Here is a 16,983-nt window from a genome sequence, read left to right on the forward strand (position 1 = left end):
TAGTTATAAAAAAACTTGTAGCGAGCCAAGTATGATTAAGGTGCAGCTTCGTATAAATTTATATACAGTAGCTATAAACAATGACTTTATCTAGTTCTTTCACAGATTTTTCTTTAGCTGAACTATTTCAGCTAATTGACCAAGGAAGAAAGTCCGGTTGCTTAACGGTTTGCACTTTACCTAACTTAAAAATTATTGGCTCGAAATCGCAGTACTATTACATATGGTTTCGACAAGGACGTGTGATTGCGGCGGCAAATAAATTGAATGGACAAGGGTTAATCGAGAAAATTGTGCAGCGAGGTTGGGTAAACGCACAAACTTTAAGAAGACTTCGTTTGCAAGCAGCGACAGATACTCCTCTAGGTGTATATCTCAAAACCCTTGAGATTTTAAACTCAGAGCAGTTAAATCTGTTGTTCGCTAGCCAATTACAGCAAGTTAGACAGTTATTTGAAATTCAAAAGGGTGTATTCAAGCTTGATTGTAAAGCAGTTTTACCAAAGAGTGAAATGACTGGCATTAGTTTACGCGCTACCGAAGTAGCTTTAATGGCTTTACGAGTCATAAAAAATTGGGCAGCTTTGGCAGATGCTTTGCCAGAAGCTAGTTCTGCGATTGAAGGAATTATACAAACAAATCCGCAACTTCATCTACACCCGCTCGAATGGCAGGTATGGGAATTTGCTGATGGAAATGTCAGTTTAAACGCTTTAGCATCTCAACTTAATCAACCCGTTGCAACTATCCAGCAAGTTGCTTTCCGGTTAATGGTAGCTGGTTTAGTTGAAGAGGTTCCGCTACTATCGTATTCACACGATTTTGAGGGTTATTTAGCAACTCAAAATGCGACTAAATCACAACCACTTAAAGTTAGTACTTCTTTCTTACAAAATTTAGTCGGGTTTTTGAAGAGTAGAGCTTGAGAGTGCTGAGTGCTGAGTGATGAGTGCTGAGTGCTGAGTGCTGAGTGATGAGTGATGAGTGATGAGTGATGAGTGATGAGTGATGAGTGATGAGTGCTGAGTGATGAGTGATGAGTGCTGAGTGCTGAGTGCTGAGTGCTGAGTGCTGAGTGATAAGTGATGAGTACGCTCGTAATGAGTGCGCTCGTAAAGAACGTTGTATCCTACTCAGCACTCAGCACTCAGCACTTTTTACTTTAAGAGGCACTTTCTACTTTCCACTTAAAAAGGCGCCCTTGCCACCAAGTGTCAAATAATATAGTTATTGGTGCGAGTGCAAATAATGCCCAGAAGACTGCGGTAGATAGATAAAAGTAGTTACGTAAGATAAACGTCAGTACAGCAATGGATAATGCCCAAATAATTCTACCAATGCGAGTATTGGGTATTGAGCGAGGGTCTGTTACCATGAATAAAGCAAATAATAGTAAAGACCCACTCATCAAACGGTGCCAGTATACATCCCAAGTCCATTCAAGCCAGAAATTACGACCAGCTTCGAGTAAACTATAGGCGCCTAAAAATGCAGCAGTAGTATCCCAACGACCAACACGCTTAAGAATCAGACCCCCACATCCAGCAAAAAGAACTGCGTACCACCAATCCTCACCCCATTGTCCAGGTGATACCCAAGCATCATTCGTAAATACTAAAGCTGTAATAATGCCAAAGTTGGCCGGGTTAAAAAAGTGCTTTTCACCGACTTTAAAAACAAATTTGCTTGCAATAGCACAAGTTGCAGCAATTGCCATCGTTGTCCAATGGTCTGCACGCAGCAGTAAACTTAATCCTAAAGAGGTAATTAAGGCACTTTTTATTGATGTCTCGACTTTGGATTCGTCTCCATTAAAAAAAGACATCAATAATTGTGTAACGACACATGTGCCAATAGCTACACAAATTAATTGAGGTCTCAGTGACCAATCTCTGGCGCCAATTCCCAATATTAGAAACAAACTAAGGAACAGGATTTGATAATCACGTGGATCTTTAAAGTACATTGCCCGCCACTTCACACTATGCTAGTCATGTTGTTGTCTTAATCTACGCGGCTTACACTGAATATTATTCAGTCGTTACAGATTTTGCTACAAGTGACTACTATCGGTTCATACGCCTACTTTTTCTAGGTACTTACGTACACCCTCACTCATTTGAACCAAACTCGGTTGAATTTTAGTACCAAGAAATTCTTCGACGACGCGCGCTATTTGACCTGTAAGAAATGAAGGTGCCCCATGAATCTTTTCTGGGTCAATTTTGAGTTCACCTCGGCTTTGAATAATAGTTGAGTTACCGTCTTCAATAAAAGTATTTTTACCTATACAAGAAACAGCTTCGGTAAAAGCGCGCGTTTCAAGGCGCCAGTCGAGTGTGTAGTTAGACTCGTTCCATGTATCATATTCCAGCCAAGACAGCATTTCCTCGCTTAGTAATGCTCTTGCTGCCAATGGAATTTCACCGCCACCGTGCCATTCATTAACTGTATAAATTATTCCGTCTGCCTCGCGTCGCGATTTTACATTAATACTACGGATATCGGGCACATAGCGAGCCAGTTCGGCTAGCTTATCTCGATAGGTTGTGTACACAATTGGGCGTGGAAAGGGAACTCGGTTATCGGTCAAAATTTTCATCGGTCAGAAAATAATACTACAGATTATAGAGACTAGATAAATAACAATTAACCATTAACATTAAACAATTAACAACTAACCAATGAGAAGATTTGGATTTTGCTTTGGTAACATATTTATCCAATTGCAATTATTGCATCATTTCAATGCGTTTATTGCAAATGGCTTATCAAATCAACTGAAATTGGGTGGAGTCAATAGCTACATAGTGTCATAATAGGTAGACTCATGGGTTTATTTACTTACGCACAAATGCAGAAAGGCCGCTATAAAGTCTAACTTCAAGCAAACTCCCTTTCTGCAATTTTATATTGTAGGACAGGCGAGACGCCTATCCTACGTGGCGCCTAACTTTACCCTTGGACTTACCATAGCGACGTTTCGCACGTGTTAAAGCCAGCACACGGAACCTCGTATTAGTTACAAGTTCGCTTTGAGATTGGTGTTGATGGCGCCGACTGAACCATTTTTTGAGTTCTATAGCCCAAAATACGATGCTGCTCAAACCCAAGCATACGATTAAATCAACAGCAGACAATGGTGGTGTTGAGAAGACTTGCGCGAAAAACGGAACATACATGATAACTAGCTGCATTATCAATGTAAGTCCAACTGCCATTAGTAGCGGTTTGTTAGAAGATAATTTTATTTCAAACAGTGAGTTATGCTCTGAACGTATTGCTAAAGCGTTGCCCATTTGTGAGAAAGTTAGAACTGTTAGTAACATTGTTTGCCAGTTCGCGGCGCCTATCGAAAAGTAAACATAACCAGTACCAAGCGAGACAGCGCCCAATAATAATCCTATCCAAAGAATGTCTTTACCCATACCCCGACTCAATATATTTTCATTCTGTGGGTATGGCAGACGACTCATGATATTATGTTCTGCTGGTTCCATACTTAAAGCTAAAGCTGGTAAACCATCGGTAGCAAGGTTGATCCAAAGAATTTGTAGTGGTAGTAAAGGTAGTGGCATTCCCAAAAAAGGAGCAACGAGCATTACTAATAGTTCGCCAATATTACTACTCAACAGGTACTTAATGAATTTACGAATATTATCAGAGATGACTCGCCCTTGCTTAACTGCCGCCACAATACTCGCGAAGTTATCATCTAATAACACAATATCAGCAGCTTCCTTGGCAACATCAGTACCGCGTATTCCCATTGCTATTCCAATATCTGCTGCCCGTAATGTTGGAGTATCATTAATTCCATCACCTGTCATCGCTACAACATGTCCGCGTCGCTGTAAACATTCAACTATTGCTAGCTTATCGGCTGATGAAACTTTAGCATAAACAGATACATCGTCTAGCGCGCTGATTAATTCACTACAGGATTCATTCAATAAATTATCTAATTCACTGCCAGTAATTACACGGTTGTTATTTGTAATATTGACTTCTTTGGCAATGTGAGAAGCTGTAAGCGGATGGTCGCCTGTAATCATGATAGGGCGAATACCCGCGCGCTGACAGTTGACGACAGCATTACGAACTTCAGAACGTACTGGGTCGTTTATACCAATTAAGCCAATAAAGATTAACTCTCTTTCAACACCGTTACATTCTTCTTCTGAATGTAACGGTTTAAAAGCTGTACCAATAACACGCAATCCATTTCTAGCGAGTTGTTTGTAGCTACTATTAATATGTTGGTGCCAAAGTTCGTTAAGCGGTTTAACTCGTCCGTTCACCCAGATGTGAGTCGATACATCAAGCAAGCTGCTAACTTTACCTTTGCTAAAAGCGATTAATGGTGTATGTTCTTCCTGATGGCGCCATACACTTTCAAGGGCAAAAGGTACTTTAGATAAGTGTTTTGGAAATTTGTGAATTGTAGTCATTGTCTGACTACTAGCGTTTAATAATTTCGTTAATCTTGGTAATGATGCCTCTAAGTCAGCTTTCCAAATACCTAAATCTGCTGCTGCCATTAAGATGGCGCCTTCTGTTGGGTTACCAATAGTATGGTGGCAACGAGGTTCATTGTGTGAAAATTCGAGCAGCGCATCATTACACAAAGCACTGCTTGCAAGTAAAAGCGATAAAGCAGGAGGTTGTGATGTTAACGCTTGTTCTTTGACTTCGGACGAACACGAATTAATATAAGTTGTAAAATCAAGACGATAACCAGCAACATCAAGAACGGTAACGTTCATTTGATTTTCAGTCAGCGTACCTGTTTTTCCCGAACCAATTATAGTAACTTCCCCAAGTCTTTCAACGGCGCCGAGGTTACGAACTAACGTGCGCCTTTGAAGCAAAGAACGGGCGCCGAGAGCAAGAGAAATTGTGACAACTGCGGTTAAACCTTCAGGTAAAGCAGCAACAACTAAAGTAACTGCCGTCAGAAGCATTAATTTTGGGTCTTCGCCTCGCATGAGTCCCAAAATCAAAATTATTCCGACAATACTAATGACGGCGATTGTTAGTGTTCGTCCAAGTTTTGCTAAACGAAGTTGAAGCGAGGTCGGTTCAGGTTGTGTAGCAGTACGAATAGTAAAGCGTGCAAACTCGGTATTCATTCCGGTTGCAGTCACAATAGCTTTAGCTTGTCCGCTTATAACTACTGAACTTTTGTAGATAATTTTCGCGTCTTCATTAACTGCTTCAGATATTCCGATGGTTGTACTTTCTTCGATTCGTAAATCTTGACTTTCTAGAATTTGACAATCAGCAGGTACAATATCTTCAGTTTCGAGATGGATGATATCTCCTGGTACTAAGTCACGCGCGGAAATTTCTTGAATATAACCATCGCGAAGCACTTGGACGTTTGGTACTGTTAGCTTTTTGAGTGTCATAATTGCTTTTTGCGCGCGGTATTCTTGCGTAAATCCCAAGCAGCAAATCAGTACAATCATCGCGATGATACCTACAGCTTCCTTATAATCTCCAAAAAACGGGGTGATTATAGCAGAAACAATTAATACAATTACTAACGTTGCACTCATCTGCTCCCAAAGTATCTGTTTTGGAGAGCGCAACTGCTCAATTAACTCATTCTTACCGTATTTTTTGAGACGCAGGTGTGCTTCGGATGTTGTTAATCCTTTAGACGCATTACTGTGAAGTTTTTTCAGTATTTGCTCTACATCCAATTCGCACAAATTGTTCATAACACACCCCTTTTGCATGTGAAGATTTACCCATGATTTATTGCATCATGAGTTGATGGTTAAAAATCTTTTTCTTTGCGGTTCGTTAATGTAGCGAACTATATCAACATTACGTATTGCTTTGAATACCAGGGACTGATGTGGTGATGAAACAAAGGTTTGCAGTGAGTCAATTTTTTCATTTTTAAAACTACTGCATTAAACCTTGTTTGCATCAATGTCCCTTTTGGACAATAAAGAATTATATTAAGTGATGACATTTCTGACTTTGTTGCTGTCACCAGCGTTGCTGAAGGACTTTGAATTGTGTTATGGAAAAATGCGTAACCGTGAGATATTACGCTTTGATATATAATTAGTCAAGATAAGCTAACTTATCGACTATATCTACCTTCTAATTGTCTGACGTTTGACTCTGCTAATTCAGCTTTAGCTTCTGCGACTATACCCCCGAAGGCTTCGCCAACTCCAGAAATCAATCCTTGACTTTTTTCATAAGCGATGATTCCACCTTTAATAGCTGTTTTGGTTAAAGATTTGCCAAAACGTGCTACTAAGGGAATTGCTAGCGGTAGAACAACTATCGCGATGATTCCCGGAAGACTAAGACCTTCAGTGATATTTTCAAGGTCAGGCACGATTTTGAGTGTTGCCATGAGTTTTTACCCCCTTGAACTGTGAAATTTTAGTTTAGCACCAATATAAGGAAAAGTTAAATTTTGGTTATGTAAACTTTTTTGCAGAAATCGGGGTTGTGAGTTTACCTTTTCAAAACGGAAATCATATCAACTTGTTCCCAAGGTAAATTGCCTAAATCATTTCTACCAACGTGACCATAGACGGCGAGTTTACGGTAAAAACCGCCATCTATAATTGCAGGTAGCGCGCGCAGGTTAAATTTGCGAATAATACCACCTAAGCGGAAGTCGAAGTGTTCTTCTATAAGTCCAGCGATATCAGCATCGGGTATTTTCCCAGTCCCGAAAGTTTCAACCTGGACACTAACTGGACGCGCGAGTCCCATTGAGTAAGTCACTTGTACTTCGCATTCAGAGGCGAGTTGAGCAGCAACGATATTTTTTGCAGCGTAACGTGCGGCGTATGCTCCAACTCGGTCGATACGGGTTGGGTCTTTACCGCTTAATGCGGCGCCGCTATGGCGTGAATACTCGCCATAAGTATCGATAGCGTTTTTCCGACCCGTTAAACCCGAATGTACTGATGGTCCACCAATCGTGAAAGACTGGTCAAAATCGATGAAAATACGAGTATTATCATCGGGCTTAATATCTTCGTCTTTAAAAACATTATCAATGACAGTTTCTCTGATTTCTTGCTGAAGTTTAGCAATTTGTGGCGCCTGACCTGATAGTTGATTATAACTGGCTAAAACAGAGATACTGTGAATACGGTGAGGTTTGCGGTCGCTATATTCAATTCCAACTTGAGTTTTACCGTCAGGAGCAATGTAGGGTAATATCTTCTCATTACGTACTGCTGTCAATCTACGTGCTAAACTATGCGCCAAACAAATCGGTAAAGGCATTAAAGTCGCAGTTTGATTACAAGCAAACCCAAAAACTGTTACTTGGTCTCTTACAGGTATTAAATCTAACTCTTCATCCGATAACTGACGCGCGTCCCAATATCGATAACCACTAGAAGGTAATTCTTTCAAAGTCGTAATAATACTGCAAGTGTTGGCATTAAAATCAGGGTCATTGTAACCAACTTGTTTGATAACTTGGCGAGCTATCTTAGTAAAATCAACAACAGCATCAGATTCAAATCTAGCAGCAATAAATACAATTGATGTTGCAACTGCACACTCTGCAACAACTCTTGAATAAGGGTCACGCTGTAAAAATTTATCAACTATTGCATCGCTAATTTGGTCACAAAGCTTGTCCGGGTGTCCTTCAGTTACAGACTCCGAACTAAACATAAAATTTTTTTTCATTTTCAAATCTGTTTTTTATTGCCCGTAGTAAGACTTCAGTGCTTGTATTTAAGCACTGAAGTGCTTATTACGAGTGTCAGTAGTTGAATAGATGATATAGTAAATTAGTTAAACAACGTACAGTTTACTAATTATCTTTAACTTCGACTTTAAATACATCCTCCGGCGCCTTCGTGGCAATAGTGGCATCCCAGCCAATACCCTGTAAAAATCTATCAGCGTCACTCGTCTCCACTACATCAACTCCCCATTCTCCTGGTTGTAACGAATCTGGCGAACTACTCATTGGTGGTGTTGTTTTTATACCGCCTAATATCAAAGTATGCGGTAATTGACCATCTTTAATTTGATTGCGACGTAGATTCACTAATGATTGAGCGCAAAGTTCCCCTATTTGTGCTGGAGAATGTTTACTAGTATCGAATAATACTTCAACAATCCAATGCGGATTATTTACCAAACGGCAGTGAGCAACGGCGCCTAGCCCATCGATAAATACCTGTGTAAATTCCTCGCGACTCAATGGGGGAATAACCGAATCAGAAAAATCAAAGTTATGTGACAGCAACATTCGTCCAGTAGTAGCCATATTAAACCAAATACAATCAACATCGTCTAAAATACCATTTCATGTTACAAAGGCACCTTGTATCCCGATTCGGTTTATCGCATGAGCAAGTGCCGCCAAACAAAGGTAGAATCAGGGTTAGAGAGAGGAAAATTAAAGCATGGTAGCCGCTCAGATTAAATTTGATGTTGCAGCACTCGAAGCTGAGTACAGTCAAAAATCACCACGGGAAATACTCAAATTTGCCCTTGAAAGTTTCGATAATATCGCGATTTCTTTCAGCGGCGCCGAGGATGTGGTGTTAATTGATATTGCTTCAAAAATCACTAAAGACTTCCGTGTTTTTACTTTAGACACCGCGCGTTTGCATCCAGAAACATATCAATTTTTGGAGGAAGTAAGGAAGCATTACGGTATTAAAATAGAAGTCATGTTCCCGGATGCAGCCGAAGTGCAAGCGTTAGTCGAAGAAAAGGGAATGTTCAGTTTTTATCAGGACGGTCATAAGGAATGCTGCGGTATACGCAAAGTTAGACCACTGCGTCGTAAACTTAATACCCTTGATGCGTGGATAACAGGTCAGCGTAAAGACCAAAGTCCCGGTACTCGCAATGGCATACCTGTTATCGAAGTTGATGGCGCTTTCTCAACTCCAGACCATGAATTAATCAAGTTTAACCCCCTAGCAAACTGGTCTTCTGCACAAGTATGGGAATATATCCGCGCGTTGGGAGTACCGTACAACAAACTTCACGAACGCGGGTTTATTAGCATTGGCTGTGAACCCTGTACAAGAGCAGTGTTACCAAACCAACACGAACGCGAAGGTCGCTGGTGGTGGGAAGAAGCTACTCAGAAAGAATGCGGGCTACACTCAGGTAATATTAAAAACCCGTAGCATTGGCAACGGATGTAACGGATGGTTAATTTGCGAATTAGGCGCCGTAATACACCAATTTCAATGTTCCGTACTAACGATAGTTATGGTGTGTTCTTTATTGTTTTTTCTTCCTTTGCGCCCTTTGCGTCCTTTGCGGTTCGTTTTTCCAACACCCCAAAATTAATGACTACTAGTGGGTTCGTCCTTAATTTGTAAGGTGGGCACTGCCCACCTTACTATCGAGTACATAGAGAAGAGAAGCTCAGAGTTGAATTGGCTTTAATCCTTTACCTGGGTCTTTAGGTAAATTAATACTGTGTTCGGGATAATGTTGAATAGGAGTAGAAGTAGGAGCGGGAGCAGGGGGTAAAGCGGGGGTTATTTGTTGAATTTCTTGTATCGAAATTAAATAATCTATTTGCCAAAGCATATTTATATGCTCCCAAGGTTTCGGGTTGAACTTCTACAGAGCGAATTTCTATATTTAGAGATTGACCATTGCGGATAATATGGTGGTTTCCAATTAATCCTTGAATCAAAAGCTCAACTTTGTCTGTTTGTAAATCGTTAGGTAGAGAACAAACAAGACGGTTGACGGTTAACTCACTGACTCCGGGTTGGGGATCAATCATTGCTAAAACCAACTTCGGCGCCAAAAATGCTTTTTCTGATTCGTAAGTAGGCATTCCTCCTAAATCTTGAGCCACTGTTCCCACAGCCCAGCTATTATCTACTAATGCAGGATTATCTCCTCCCAAGTAAGTAATGATCGCTGAATTTTCGTCTGGTTTGGGCGTATCCCATTCTTCTAAATCTTTATGCCACGACGAAAAAACTTTGACAACTCCTTGCCCTGTACGATATTTGATCAGCCTATTTCCAACATCAACAGCTACCTGCATTCCAGATTTTTGGGTTTGCTGCTCGGCTTGCAGATAAATTAATTGTGAATGTTTATACCAATTAGACATAGGTTTTTTGATAGCCGCCTGTGCGCGATAGTTAATTTCCACAATAATTTACCCTGTACTTCGAGGTCGGTTTTTTGAATGACCTATAAATAAAGGGAGCGATTTGTTATCTATTTGATACAAAACTAAAATTATTAGCTCTTTACCAGAACCGTTTCATAGCATAGCAGAGCAGTTTTGTTATTTCTTGTTATCTCATACACCAAGTAATAGTTATAATTACGGTACTTCACGATTTTGAACGGCGCCTCACTACACTTGATTTTCATGAAGATTAATTTAAACGCTACCGTGTAGCAAAAGCTTCGAGGGATTATCTTTAGTAAAAAAAATCCGTACTCAAGAGCTAATAAATTAACGCTTGTATTTTACATGGATGAGCATGTCTGTTAAACAATTACGAATACATTAAAACTACGCAAGAATAACTACACGTGCATATTTATATTAACATATAAAACCGTGGGTGAATAAAGCTTCTATCAAAAGTATGAATGTGATTATCTCTGTAAGTGCTATATTAAAAAAAACATAACGAAGGAAAAATAGTTGAATAAAGCTTGATAATGCGACAAATCCTTTAACGTGAATTTAATATTGTTATAATTATGAATTTTACAACTACTGCTCATCAGGATTGGCTAGATGAATGCTGGAAAGTTTTAGAAAAAGCCACTATTTATTATGAAGGATATCCGATTGGGAATGTTGCTGCTCAAGACCCAAATGTAACAGCGCTTAACTATGACCAGTGTTTTATTCGCGATTTTGTGTCATCGGCATTATTACTTTTAATGCATGGCAAAACAGATATTGTGCGTAACTTCTTGAATATCACTTTGAAGATGCAAAGCCATCATAAAGAGATGGACTTTTTTCAGCCTGGACCGGGTCTAATGCCTGCAAGCTTTAAAGTCATATCTAATGGTGATAAAGAATTTATAGAAGCTGATTTTGGAGAACATGCTATCGCGCGCGTTCCTCCTGTTGATTCTTGTTTATGGTGGGTTCTCTTACTAAGGGCATATTGTAAGGTAACAGGCGATTTTTCTTTTGCCCATCAAAAAAGGTATCAAAATGCAATAAAACTCATTCTCGATTTATGCTTGGCACATCGGTTTGATATGTTTCCCACGCTGTTAGTTCCTGATGGCGCCTTTATGATTGACCGTAGGATGGGAGTTTCAGGACATCCTCTAGAAATCCAAGTATTATTTTTTGCAGCATTACGCGCGGCGCAAGAATTAGTTTTACCTTCAGATGAAGCGAGTAAACATTATCTCTATCGTGTTGCCCAAAGATTGAATGCTTTAAATTATCATGTACGTCAATATTACTGGATAGACCTTCAGCGCATCAACGAAATTTACCGCTATCAAAGCAACGAGTTTGGTAAAGAAGTTGCTAACAAATTTAATATTTTTGCAGAATCTATTCCTGATTGGATAACTAATTGGTTGCCGGAAAGTGGAGGGTATTTAGCTGGAAATCTAGGACCAGGGATGATGGATTTTCGCTTTTTTGCTTTAGGAAACTTAACAGCAATTATAGTTTCTTTAGCAAGCCCAGAAGAATCACATAGCATTATGGATTTATTCGAGCAACGCTGGTATGATTTAATCGGATTTATGCCCGTGAAGATTTGTTTTCCTGCTTTAACTGGTTTAGAATGGCGGGTTGTTACAGGATGTGATCCCAAAAATTCACCTTGGTCTTATCATAATGGCGGTAACTGGCCTGTTTTACTTTGGTTGTTTGCTGCTGCTGCACAAAAAATAGGTCGGGTCGAATTAGCACAACGAGCAATAGAAGTAGCAGAAAAACGATTGATTACTGATAATTTTCCTGAGTATTACGACGGTAGAAATGGTCGTTTGATTGGTAAAGAAGCAAGGAGTTTTCAAACTTGGACAATTGCAGGTTTGTTAGCAGCAAAGGAATTAGTTGCAAACCCTGATTATTTAGAGCTAATTAGTTTTGACTAAATGTAGAGACGTGTAAACCGGAGGTTTTCCCGAAGGGATATATCACGTTTCCACAACGCACGTAAACACAAATGATGTGCAAAATGCTATAGGCGCCTTTGTGCTAACCTGACATAATTTATTGTAATATAATTATTTACACACAATCTATATTTAAAGTATCAATGACACAACCTGTAGCAATCGACTTGTTTGCGGGAGCGGGTGGCTTCGGTTTAGGCTTTAAGATGGCAGGGTTTTCTGTTCCGGTTTCGCTGGAAATTGACACTTGGGCTTGTGAAACATTGCGTCATAACCACCCAAATATGGTAGTTATTCAAGAAGATATACGTAATTTTAAGAGTTTAAACACTGTTACAAAAATTTACTCTTCTAAACCTGATATTATTATTGGTAGTCCACCGTGTCAAGGTTTTAGTATTGCTGGGCCAGCAGTAAAAGACCCAAAAGACCCAAGAAACAGTTTATTCCAAAACTTTGCTGAATGGATTAGCTTTTTTGAACCTAAAGCATTTGTAATGGAAAACGTCAAGGGTTTACTCAGACGTAAAAGTACAGAAGGCGAAAAAGTTATAGACATTATTAAAAAGACATTTACTGAGTTGGGATATTTTGTAGAACTGTGGTTATTAAATGCAGCAGAGTATGGAGTGCCACAAATTCGCGAGCGTGTTTTTGTCGTAGGCAATAAAACGGGGAAAGAATTAAAACCTCCTCGCAAGACACATTCGTTAGACTTAATTAATAAAAAAACTATTCAATTATCTGTGTTTGACACCGTAAATTTATTACCAGCTACTACTTTATGGGATGCTATATCTGATTTACCATTGCTTGAAGCGCGCGAAGGTGTAGAGGAGCAAGCTTTTACAGCAAAACCTCAAAATGAATATCAACGCTGGATAAGAAATTACAGCACAACGCTTTACAACCATGTAGCGATGGAGCATTCAGAACGATTGGTTGAGCGTTTTAAACATATCAAATGGGGCGAATCTAGTTCAGATGTTCCAGAAGAACATGGAGCAAGGCGCCGTAGTGGTAATGGAGATTTATCAGGAATAAGCTACGACCAAAATAATCGGCGTTTACATCCATATAAACCATCTCACACAATTGCCGCTTCATTTTACGCCAATTTCATCCACCCATTTCAGCATCGTAATTTAACAGCCCGTGAAGGAGCGCGCGTGCAGTCGTTTCCTGATACCTATAGATTTATGGGGAAAAAAACAGTAGTTTCCCATAAGTTACTACAAAGAGAAGAACGGCTAGATGAAAAATTTCTCTGCCAGTATAACCAGGTAGGCAACGCTGTTCCTCCTCTCCTTGCTCAATGTATTGCATCTCACCTCAAAGAAAAATTACAATTATGCCCACAAGCGACAGGAACCCATTAGTTCATGGTTCAAATTTAGAACAGAAAGAAGCTCACCGTACAAAGTATAGAGACAGCGATAGCAAAAAGTATCTTAAGGAAATTCGAGCGGAGTATGACAAATGGCACTCAAACAATATAAAGTTAGTTGGTCCAACCTCAACACCAACTGACAACGATGATACTATCCTTACCCAAAGAGTAGAGCTTCTTTCTACATATAAAGATTTTCTAGACCAGCAACATTATGCAGAAAAGTTTGACTCTAGGTCAAACCTTCATTCCAGCGTGTTGGAAGAGTTTTTGTACTACTTGTTTAAGGATTTGGTAAGTAATTTTGGTGAAAATGCTTTAATTGGTAAGTCGCATACCTTTAAAGATATTTTCTTCGTTCCACCAAAATATTCTGAGATGCTAAAGCGACCTTACGCGCGCATTGAAAAAAAAGACCATGATTTTGTAATTGGGGCAACTATACAAGTATCATTTGAAGCGGCGCCTCCACCAGAACAAGATGAGAACCCAGGTGAAAAGCTTACGTTAGTAAAAGAAGAACCGGAAAATTACTCGCAAGTTAAAGTAACAGGTAATACCGAAACTCATATTTTTGATATTCCTGTTGTTGTAATTGAATGCAAGACGTATCTTGATAAAACGATGTTAGAAGGTTCATCACGAGCAGCAGAGGATTTGAAGGCAAGAAACCCAAATAGTTTATATATTGTCGTCATGGAGTGGATAAAACTTTCTAGCGATGTCAATCTCCGAAAATATAAGGTTGACCAAATTTACGTATTAAGACAGCAAAAAAATACTGACCGCGAATATAGATATGAAGAAGACTATGTAAAAAATCCTATTAATGTAGCTGTGGTTAAACACCTTTTCTATAAAGTTAGAAAACACTTAACAACTGATTGGAGTGGAGGTATTGAGCAAGGAATAAAACGTGGCTGGCTTATTGATGAGTAAATATATGCCTTATATATTAAAATTAGAAGTAAGTAACATACTAATAAAAACAAAACGATGACTTTTACTGCTAGTGAATACAAGTACATAGAAATTGACCCAGATAATGTTCCTTATATTACAGGAACAACGATGAAAGTAATTGAGTTAGTCTCTGGCTACATTGCTTTTGGATGGAGTCCAGAGGAACTTCACTTCCAGCATCCATATTTAAGTATGGGTCAAATTCATTCAGGTTTAGCTTATTACTGGGATAATAAAACAGAATTAGATTTGGATATGCAGCGACGATTAGAGAATGTGGAAAAACTACGTCAAAATGCTGGAGAGTCGGCGTTAGTTAAAAAACTTCGTACTCAAGGTTTAATCAAATGACGCTTGCACTATATATGGATGAACATGTACGTCGAGCAATTACAAATGCGCTTTTATTACGTAATGTTGATGTCTTGACAGTACAAGAAGATAGTAGAACAGGCGAGATGCCTATCCTACAGTTGTACAATAAAGCTTTCTCGTAGGTGAAAGTCTGGTTCGGCGCCTTTATGACTAACTGCCCAATAACTTACATCACCATTGATGCTTTTAATTACAGTTGTAATTGCTACTTCAATTGGTTGGTTTACAGGGATAATTTTATCTAAGTTGACGCTGAGTGTTAAGGTTAAAGAATCTGAATTATGCTTTAAATAAAATGGAAGTGTTGTAAAAGCTGTTTCTTCTCGCATTCCCTGACGGTAGTTATCAAAGCTATAAATATTCCAGTGCCCAGCAGGGGAAAGGTTAAATTCCCAGTAACCAGGAGAATTTTTGGCGCCTAGAAAAAACTCGAAACAGGTGTCAAGCCAAAGTTCGTGTTTACGTTGTGGTGTTTCTGGTGTTGCAATATTAACTTGTTCAATATCACCAAGGAGGTTATAGCTTATAGTGAGTAAATTCTCATATCTGGCAATATTACCTGTTATTTTCAGATTGAAAAGCGCCTCAATATAAGGAAATGGTTGTAGAGTAAAGGTATTTTGCATTGATTATTTCACGTCTTGGATAATTTTACGAATCGTTGCTTCTTGTATTTCGATGCTTTCGGTGAGTTTAAACTGTACGAGCGCGCGTGCTAAGTTATGTTCTGGATGTTTGACTTTGAAGTAAACATTGCCTGCTAAGTAGTCGCCAAAGAATCTTAACCCTAACTCGAATGCTATTAAGCGGATGGCGTCGTACATATATATATAGTCGTTCTCGGTCAGAAATTCTTTTGCTACAGCTAGATAACCTTGGAGAATTTCTTTACAAATATCAGTGTCAAAAGTAATGCTTTGCCAATCTTCAGTTTCTTCACCCGCAGGGTTGCAGCCAGACCGCAGACAGTCGCCAATGTCATAATGCACTAATCCTGGTTTGACTGTATCCAGGTCAATAACACTTACTGCTTTTTTAGTACTAGTATCGAACATGACATTATTTATCTTGGGGTCGCCGTGCATTAAACGCAGTGGTAGCTGACCAGAAGCTTTGGCATTTTCTAATATGGGCGCCAGTGAATAATGTTTTTCGACAAATTCTAGGCAATAATTAACTTCGGGAGACTGACGCGGAGTTGCAGTAGCTAAAATTGAGTTGTAGTGGTTTAAATAAAGTGGGGTAATATGAAACCCTTCGAGAGTGTCAGCAAGTTTTTGTGGTGATAGGTCGCTAATGAGGTTGTGGAACATACCCAAAGCGTAACCAATTTCTCTTGCTTGCTCCCCAGAGTGCATAGTATCAAAAGATTCTGAAGCTTCGATAAAACTAATCGCGCGCCAAAATGAACCATTGGTATCAGTATAATAATCTTGAGTATCTTTAGTTGGTAACACATTTGGTACTTCCCAACGACGATTTAAAGGAGTATTTTGCAACCTCTTACTAACATGCTCTGTAAAAGTACGCATGTTTTGCATAACAAGCTGAGGTTGACGAAACACCTGTGTATTGATGCGCTGTAAAACAAAGTTCTTTTGTGTTGAGTCTACTTTGACCAAAAAAGTATCATTTATATTGCCACTGCCAAATGGTTGAACATCTATAACTTTGCCCGTTTGAGTAAATTGGTCAGCAATTACAGTTAGATTATTTGTTTTAATATTACCTGTCATGTCCACGCGACTCCCCTTGTCATGAGAGACATAGTAGCGCAATTGCTGCATCAAGGTCTGTATCAAAGTGCTGTAAGGGTTATTTTTTCTTACAACAAGACTCTGCTATCCATAATTATAAGTGCTTTCAAATTCCTCAACAATTTTAACTTGCTTGCTAACTATCACAGAAAATTTCTCGCATTGTTTAAGTTGCTTCTGCAATTCTGCATACTGAGATGAATCTTTAGATGTATCCTTTAAATCAGTAATTGCCTCCATTAACATACTTTCTGCTTTTTTCCAAGTTTCACTCGGATGCGGTGAGCTTTCTACAATTTTTGATACTTCTTCTGTAATATTCTGCACTTTCATCAGTAATTCGCTATCATCTGCTTCTGCTACAATAGGAATCATAACTATTCCATC

17 protein-coding genes are annotated in these 16,983 nt (G+C 39.2%); 6 read left to right on the top strand and 11 right to left on the bottom strand.

The genetic code is table 11. The features are described from left to right. Window positions 1-80 precede the first annotated feature (80 nt). Window positions 81-926, top strand: coding sequence for a DUF4388 domain-containing protein (locus AC2JBO_RS09170; protein WP_496953331.1), 846 nt, complete (start codon window positions 81-83; stop codon window positions 924-926). Here AC2JBO_RS09170 and AC2JBO_RS09175 read toward each other — a convergent pair. From AC2JBO_RS09175 to AC2JBO_RS09205, 7 genes are all read right to left on the bottom strand, one after another. Next, the gene (locus AC2JBO_RS09175) at window positions 874-1,140 is read right to left on the bottom strand and encodes a hypothetical protein (RefSeq protein WP_496953332.1); all 267 of its coding nucleotides are present in this window, start codon (window positions 1,138-1,140) and stop codon (window positions 874-876) included. The two genes, AC2JBO_RS09170 and AC2JBO_RS09175, sit on opposite strands and share 53 nt — an antisense overlap. Before the next feature lie 22 nt (window positions 1,141-1,162). After that, window positions 1,163-1,966 carry an RnfABCDGE type electron transport complex subunit D gene (locus AC2JBO_RS09180; RefSeq protein ID WP_496953333.1) on the bottom strand — a complete coding sequence of 268 codons (804 nt, stop codon included), beginning with the start codon at window positions 1,964-1,966 and terminating at the stop codon, window positions 1,163-1,165. A gap of 108 nt (window positions 1,967-2,074) precedes the next feature. Then, complete coding sequence (locus AC2JBO_RS09185; RefSeq protein ID WP_496953334.1) at window positions 2,075-2,602, bottom strand: hypothetical protein; 528 nt, start codon at window positions 2,600-2,602, stop codon at window positions 2,075-2,077. 331 nt (window positions 2,603-2,933) lie between these two features. Continuing rightward, complete coding sequence (locus AC2JBO_RS09190; RefSeq protein WP_496953335.1) at window positions 2,934-5,726, bottom strand: cation-translocating P-type ATPase; 2,793 nt, start codon at window positions 5,724-5,726, stop codon at window positions 2,934-2,936. A gap of 374 nt (window positions 5,727-6,100) precedes the next feature. After that, on the bottom strand, window positions 6,101-6,382 hold the full coding sequence (locus tag AC2JBO_RS09195; protein ID WP_496953336.1) for a DUF5132 domain-containing protein: 282 nt from the start codon (window positions 6,380-6,382) through the stop codon (window positions 6,101-6,103). Between the two features lie 104 nt (window positions 6,383-6,486). Further along, a complete protein-coding gene (metK, locus tag AC2JBO_RS09200) occupies window positions 6,487-7,686 on the bottom strand; it encodes a methionine adenosyltransferase (protein WP_496953337.1) in 1,200 nt (399 codons plus the stop codon). Window positions 7,687-7,813: 127 nt separating this feature from the next. Further along, complete coding sequence (locus AC2JBO_RS09205; protein ID WP_496953338.1) at window positions 7,814-8,275, bottom strand: DUF2656 domain-containing protein; 462 nt, start codon at window positions 8,273-8,275, stop codon at window positions 7,814-7,816. Window positions 8,276-8,414: 139 nt separating this feature from the next. On the opposite strand from AC2JBO_RS09205, the gene AC2JBO_RS09210 reads away from it, so the two are divergent. Continuing rightward, window positions 8,415-9,152 (top strand): phosphoadenylyl-sulfate reductase, encoded by a 738-nt coding sequence (locus AC2JBO_RS09210; RefSeq protein WP_496953339.1) that lies wholly within the window; start codon window positions 8,415-8,417, stop codon window positions 9,150-9,152. Window positions 9,153-9,442: 290 nt separating this feature from the next. On the opposite strand, the gene AC2JBO_RS09215 is transcribed toward AC2JBO_RS09210, so the two are convergent. Beyond that, complete coding sequence (locus AC2JBO_RS09215; protein WP_496953340.1) at window positions 9,443-10,105, bottom strand: ParM/StbA family protein; 663 nt, start codon at window positions 10,103-10,105, stop codon at window positions 9,443-9,445. Between the two features lie 608 nt (window positions 10,106-10,713). Between AC2JBO_RS09215 and AC2JBO_RS09220 the strand changes: the two genes are divergently transcribed. The 4 genes from AC2JBO_RS09220 (at window position 10,714) to AC2JBO_RS09235 (ending at window position 14,815) form a co-directional block, all read left to right on the top strand. After that, a complete protein-coding gene (locus tag AC2JBO_RS09220) occupies window positions 10,714-12,090 on the top strand; it encodes a glycoside hydrolase 100 family protein (protein WP_496953341.1) in 1,377 nt (458 codons plus the stop codon). A gap of 164 nt (window positions 12,091-12,254) precedes the next feature. Beyond that, window positions 12,255-13,490, top strand: a complete 1,236-nt coding sequence (locus AC2JBO_RS09225) for a DNA cytosine methyltransferase (protein ID WP_496953342.1) — start codon at window positions 12,255-12,257, stop codon at window positions 13,488-13,490. Then, window positions 13,463-14,440: a Bpu10I family restriction endonuclease gene (locus AC2JBO_RS09230; protein WP_496953343.1), complete on the top strand. Its 978-nt coding sequence runs from the start codon at window positions 13,463-13,465 to the stop codon at window positions 14,438-14,440. Before AC2JBO_RS09225 ends, AC2JBO_RS09230 begins: the two co-directional genes overlap by 28 nt. A 57-nt stretch (window positions 14,441-14,497) precedes the next feature. Beyond that, entirely contained in the window at window positions 14,498-14,815 is a 318-nt protein-coding gene (locus AC2JBO_RS09235) for a DUF433 domain-containing protein (RefSeq protein ID WP_496953344.1), read from the top strand. A 116-nt stretch (window positions 14,816-14,931) separates the two neighbouring features. On the opposite strand, the gene AC2JBO_RS09240 is transcribed toward AC2JBO_RS09235, so the two are convergent. From AC2JBO_RS09240 to AC2JBO_RS09250, 3 genes are all read right to left on the bottom strand, one after another. Further along, window positions 14,932-15,465, bottom strand: a complete 534-nt coding sequence (locus tag AC2JBO_RS09240; protein WP_496953345.1) for a DOMON-like domain-containing protein — start codon at window positions 15,463-15,465, stop codon at window positions 14,932-14,934. A 3-nt stretch (window positions 15,466-15,468) separates the two neighbouring features. Then, window positions 15,469-16,575, bottom strand: a complete 1,107-nt coding sequence (locus AC2JBO_RS09245) for a phosphotransferase enzyme family protein (protein WP_496953346.1) — start codon at window positions 16,573-16,575, stop codon at window positions 15,469-15,471. Between the two features lie 105 nt (window positions 16,576-16,680). After that, window positions 16,681-16,971 (bottom strand): hypothetical protein, encoded by a 291-nt coding sequence (locus tag AC2JBO_RS09250; RefSeq protein WP_496953347.1) that lies wholly within the window; start codon window positions 16,969-16,971, stop codon window positions 16,681-16,683. Between the last annotated feature and the right edge of the window lie 12 nt (window positions 16,972-16,983).

It is taken from the genome of Calothrix sp. CBUCES-K 9914, assembly GCF_059640475.1.

Bases quoted from the DNA above. Each gene is read 5' to 3' on its own strand.
- AC2JBO_RS09190 (WP_496953335.1), bottom strand. From the start codon at position 5,726: ATGAACAATTTGTGCGAATTGGATGTAGAGCAAATACTGAAAAAACTT.
- AC2JBO_RS09210 (WP_496953339.1), top strand. From the start codon at position 8,415: ATGGTAGCCGCTCAGATTAAATTTGATGTTGCAGCACTCGAAGCTGAG.
- AC2JBO_RS09220 (WP_496953341.1), top strand. From the start codon at position 10,714: ATGAATTTTACAACTACTGCTCATCAGGATTGGCTAGATGAATGCTGG.
- AC2JBO_RS09170 (WP_496953331.1), top strand. From the start codon at position 81: ATGACTTTATCTAGTTCTTTCACAGATTTTTCTTTAGCTGAACTATTT.
- AC2JBO_RS09245 (WP_496953346.1), bottom strand. From the start codon at position 16,575: ATGACAGGTAATATTAAAACAAATAATCTAACTGTAATTGCTGACCAA.
- AC2JBO_RS09225 (WP_496953342.1), top strand. From the start codon at position 12,255: ATGACACAACCTGTAGCAATCGACTTGTTTGCGGGAGCGGGTGGCTTC.
- AC2JBO_RS09240 (WP_496953345.1), bottom strand. From the start codon at position 15,465: ATGCAAAATACCTTTACTCTACAACCATTTCCTTATATTGAGGCGCTT.
- AC2JBO_RS09185 (WP_496953334.1), bottom strand. From the start codon at position 2,602: ATGAAAATTTTGACCGATAACCGAGTTCCCTTTCCACGCCCAATTGTG.
- AC2JBO_RS09230 (WP_496953343.1), top strand. From the start codon at position 13,463: ATGCCCACAAGCGACAGGAACCCATTAGTTCATGGTTCAAATTTAGAA.
- AC2JBO_RS09205 (WP_496953338.1), bottom strand. From the start codon at position 8,275: ATGGCTACTACTGGACGAATGTTGCTGTCACATAACTTTGATTTTTCT.
- AC2JBO_RS09250 (WP_496953347.1), bottom strand. From the start codon at position 16,971: ATGATTCCTATTGTAGCAGAAGCAGATGATAGCGAATTACTGATGAAA.
- AC2JBO_RS09195 (WP_496953336.1), bottom strand. From the start codon at position 6,382: ATGGCAACACTCAAAATCGTGCCTGACCTTGAAAATATCACTGAAGGT.
- metK (WP_496953337.1), bottom strand. From the start codon at position 7,686: ATGAAAAAAAATTTTATGTTTAGTTCGGAGTCTGTAACTGAAGGACAC.
- AC2JBO_RS09180 (WP_496953333.1), bottom strand. From the start codon at position 1,966: ATGTACTTTAAAGATCCACGTGATTATCAAATCCTGTTCCTTAGTTTG.
- AC2JBO_RS09235 (WP_496953344.1), top strand. From the start codon at position 14,498: ATGACTTTTACTGCTAGTGAATACAAGTACATAGAAATTGACCCAGAT.
- AC2JBO_RS09215 (WP_496953340.1), bottom strand. From the start codon at position 10,105: ATGTCTAATTGGTATAAACATTCACAATTAATTTATCTGCAAGCCGAG.